Raw genomic sequence first — 4,312 nt, forward strand, 5'->3', positions numbered from 1 at the left:
ATCTCGGCACCGGTGCCGATGAACAGCACATCCACCTGCCCGACCAGCGCCAGCAGCGGCGCGATATCGTCATAGCCGCCCCAGGGTTTCACCTCGGCCTCGGTGACCAGCAGGCCGCCCTGATAGACGATGCCGCCGACGCGGAAAAAGCCGGGGCCATAGCCGTCGACCGGCTTGGCATTCGAGAAATTCACCTTGTTCAGACGCATCTTCTATCCTCAGTCAAACAGCGGCAGGCCGGTCAGAATGGCCAGACCGATCACACTATAGGCAACCCGGCGATACGCGCGCTCGCGCTTGGGGTGGAACAGCGCCTGCCCGATTGCCACGCTGATAAAATAGGGCACTGACAGCAGAAAGCCCAGCCAGATCGCCTGACTGGTCACCAGCCCCCGGGCGAACAGGTTGGCGACAATGCCGAGATCCAGCACCGACAGGAACAGCATGGTATTGGCGCGGATCGTGGTCACGCTGCCCGGCCCCGACAGGTAGAACAGGATCACCGGCGGGCCGGTCAGCCCGGTCATGTCGCCCAAGGCGCCAGCCGCCGCGCCAATACCGCCCAGGCCCGGCCAGCGCAGCCGGTGACTGTGCCGCCAGCCCGCGATCAGCGCCACCAGCGTCAGCGTCGCCGCCGCCGACAGCGCCCAGCGCACCAGCCCGGCATCGAGCCGCGCCAACAGCATCACGCCCACGGGTGCGGTGGCCAGCGCCGCCAGCGCCAGCACCCCGACCTGCCCGCGGTCGGATTCGCGCCAGGCGCGCGGCACCAGAAGGATCATGCTGACAACGCCGGTGACGTTCAGAACCACGATGGCATCAGCGACCGGAATGAACCGCGCCGCCACCGGCATGAAAATCAACGCCGTGCCAAACCCGGTAAAGCCGCGCACCAGCCCGGCCATCAGAAAGGTCAGCGCCAGCCAGATCAGGCCATCAGATTGCACTGCCGCCGAAAAGGCGTCAGGCATCAATATTGCCGAACTGGGTGCCTGCGGTATCGCCCGAGGGCTTGGACCAGTCGCGCTTGACCCCAAGGAACAGCACGATGTTCTTGGCGACAAAGACCGAACTATAGGTGCCGACGATCACACCCCATGTCATGGCGAACACGAAGCCACGGATCACGTCTCCGCCCAGCACCAGCAGCGAGATCAGCGCGATCAGCGTCGTGCCCGAGGTCATCACGGTCCGCGACAGGGTCTCGTTTACGGCAAGGTTCATCACCTCGCGCAGTTCCATCTTTTTGTATTTGATCAGGTTCTCGCGCAGGCGGTCGAACACCACCACGGTATCGTTGATCGAATAACCGACGATGGTCAGCAGCGCCGCGATGATCGCCAGATCGAACTTGATCTGCAGGGCGGCAAAAATCCCGATCGTCAGCACAACGTCATGCACCAAGGCCGCGACAGCGCCGATGGCGAACTGCCATTCAAAGCGCATCCAGATATAAATCAGAACCGCGCCCATCGCCAAAAGCACCGATTTGATCGCGGATGAGATCAGCTCGCCCGAGACCTTGGGACCGACGCTTTCGACCGAGCTGAACTTGATTGCCGGATCTTTGGCTTTCAGGGCGGCCTCGATCGCGGTGATGGCTTCGGGGGTGATTGCCTCTTGCTCGTCCTGCGCCTGAATACGGATCTGGGCGACGTTCTTGTCATCGCCGAAAGACGGGTCGAAGACTTCGGAAATCGACACATCGCCAAGGTTCAGCGGGCTCAGCGCCGCGCGGTAGGACGCCACATCGACCGACAACGTGCTTTCGGTGCGGATCGTGGTGCCGCCGCGAAAGTCGATGCCGAAATTCAGGCCCAGCACAAAGAACGCAATGACCGACACGATCACCGCAACCACCGACGCGCCGAAGGTCAGCTTGGCGTGGCGGAAGAAATCCCAGTTGGTTTCGGAGGGGACAAGTTTCAGTCGCATGGGTCTCTCCTTAAACCACGATCGTCTTGGGACGGCGGCGTTCCATCCACCATACGATCAGCAGGCGGGTGACGAAAATCGCGGTAAAGACCGAGGTCACGATCCCGACGCCCAGCGTCACCGCAAAGCCCCGCACCGGACCCGAGCCCATGGCGAACAGGATCACGGCGGTGATCAGCGTGGTGATGTTGGCGTCAACGATGGCGCTGAGTGCGCGCTCATAACCCAGATCAATCGCGCGGGCCGGACCTTTGGCGGTGCGCAGTTCCTCGCGGATGCGCTCAAAGATCAGCACATTGGCATCCACCGCCATACCGATGGTCAGCACGATCCCGGCGATCCCCGGCAGGGTCAGCGTAGCGCCGATGGCCGACAGGATGCCGAAAATCAGACCGACGTTGATCAGCAGCGCGATGTCGGCGATCACGCCGAACAGACCGTAACTGGCCACCATGAACACCAGAACCGCGATACCCGCGACCAGACAGGCGATCTTGCCGGCGGCGATACTGTCAGCGCCCAGCTCGGGGCCGATGGTGCGTTCTTCAAGGAAGGTCAGCTTGGCCGGCAGCGCCCCGGCCCGCAGCAGGATGGCCAGATTGGTGGCTTCCTCGACGGTGAAATTGCCCGAGATCTGGCCCGAGCCACCCCGGATCGCCTCGCGGATGACCGGGGCCGAGACCACCTCGTCATCCAGCACGATCCCGAAGGGCGAACCGACGTTTTCAACCGTGTAATCGCCGAACTTGCGGGCGCCCGTGGGGTTGAAGCGGAAATTCACCACCGGCTGGCTGTTCTGGTTGAAACCGGGCTGGGCGTCGTTCAGATCCTCGCCGCTGACGACGGGGGTCTTTTCGACAATGTAATAAGTGCCATCCTCGTCCATCGACGGCAGCAACAGGTTGCGCGGGCCGGGGTTCTGGGTGGCGTCAGTGGTGCGACCGACCACCGGGTGGAAGGTCAGGCGCGCGGTGGTGCCGATCAGCGCTTTCAATTCCGAGGCCGAGCCGATGCCCGGCACCTGAATAAGAATGCGATCGGTGCCTTGCCGCTGGATCGTCGGCTCGCGGGTGCCGACCTCGTCGACGCGGCGGCGGATGATTTCAAGCGATTGCGCGATGGTGCGGTCGTCGGTGGCCTGACGTTCGGCCTCGGACAGGCGGACGATCAGGTCGGCACCGTCACCGGTGACCTCGATATCGTTCTGCCCGACCCCGGTCAGCGACACCACCGGCCGCGCCAGCTTGCGCACGGCGGCCAGCGCATCGGCCATGCCTTCAGGCCGCGAGATCCGCACCCTCAGCTCGTCCGCGGCCCCGGTCTGGCGGCGAATGGTGCCTGCAGTTTCCCGCACGTCGCGCAAGGCGTCGCGCACATCGGGCCACATCCCGTCCAGACGGTCGGCATAGACATCCGCCACCTGAACCTCGGCCAACAGATGCGCACCGCCGCGCAGGTCCAGCCCAAGATTGACCAGACCCGACGGCAGCCATGCCGGCCAAGCCCCTTTGGCAGCCTCCAGAACCGGCGTCGACCCCGACACGTCGATGGTTTTCATCGCGTCGTTATGGCCTTCGACCCGGACATAGAACAGGTTGGGCATGGCATAGGCCAGACCCAACACACAGGCTGCTACGATCAGCAACCGCTTCCAAAGGGGAATTTGCAACATCGGTTTTGCTTAGCCTCAGGCGTTTGCGGCCGGTTCGGTCTTGCTCATGACCTGCGTGATGGTCGAGCGCACGACCCGCACCTTGACGCCTTCGGCCAGTTCGACCTCGACTTCGGTCTCGTCTTTGACCTTGGAGACCTTACCGATCAGGCCACCCGCGGTGACGATCTGATCGCCCCGGCGCAGAGCCTCGACCATGGCCTTGTGTTCTTTGACCTTTTTCTGCTGCGGACGGATCATCAGGAAATACATGATCCCGAAAATCAGCAGCAGCGGCGCGAAGCTGGTAAGAGCACCACCGGCACCCCCGGCGGCCTGTGCAAAAGCAGGCGTAGCAAACATATGGTTATTCCCGTTCCTAGGGGGCATCCTGCCCCATCCAAATTGGCGCGCACCCTAGCCCCGACCCAAGGGGTTGGCAAGGCGATGCGGCCAATGTCCGGCGCGCGGCTCCGGCACAGCAATCAAAGCCCCGTGACCGACAGACCGGATCGGCAGGATCGGGCGGGATCGGCGGGGGTCGATCCGTGGCCAAAGCCACGGCGTTGGGGCTATCTTATGGCTGAATTTTCCCCCAAGCTGCAGCGATTGGTTGAGAGCAGACATTTCAGATGGATCAAAAGATTTTCGAATATCACGACAGCCAGCTTTCGCTGAACATCCCTTTCCCGCAGGGGCTTCAGGTTCTGAGCATGTTGCTGGCCG

At 62.9% G+C, this 4,312-nt stretch carries 5 protein-coding genes; all 5 read right to left on the reverse strand.

What is annotated here, in order from left to right:
- The coding region (locus ABYW26_RS11205; protein ID WP_372604960.1) for an MTH938/NDUFAF3 family protein at positions 1–209 on the reverse strand (209 nt) is incomplete at its 3' end.
- Between the two features lie 9 nt (positions 210–218).
- Positions 219–971, reverse strand: a complete 753-nt coding sequence (locus ABYW26_RS11210; protein WP_372604961.1) for a sulfite exporter TauE/SafE family protein — start codon at positions 969–971, stop codon at positions 219–221.
- Complete coding sequence (gene secF / locus ABYW26_RS11215; protein ID WP_372604962.1) at positions 964–1,935, reverse strand: protein translocase subunit SecF; 972 nt, start codon at positions 1,933–1,935, stop codon at positions 964–966. The genes ABYW26_RS11210 and secF overlap by 8 nt, the downstream gene beginning before the upstream one ends.
- A gap of 10 nt (positions 1,936–1,945) precedes the next feature.
- A complete protein-coding gene (gene secD / locus ABYW26_RS11220; RefSeq protein ID WP_372604963.1) occupies positions 1,946–3,607 on the reverse strand; it encodes a protein translocase subunit SecD in 1,662 nt (553 codons plus the stop codon).
- A gap of 15 nt (positions 3,608–3,622) precedes the next feature.
- Positions 3,623–3,949, reverse strand: a complete 327-nt coding sequence (gene yajC, locus ABYW26_RS11225; protein ID WP_372604964.1) for a preprotein translocase subunit YajC — start codon at positions 3,947–3,949, stop codon at positions 3,623–3,625.
- Positions 3,950–4,312: the final 363 nt, after the last annotated feature.

The organism is Actibacterium sp., assembly GCF_041584535.1.
Classification (GTDB): Bacteria; Pseudomonadota; Alphaproteobacteria; order Rhodobacterales; family Rhodobacteraceae; genus Actibacterium_D.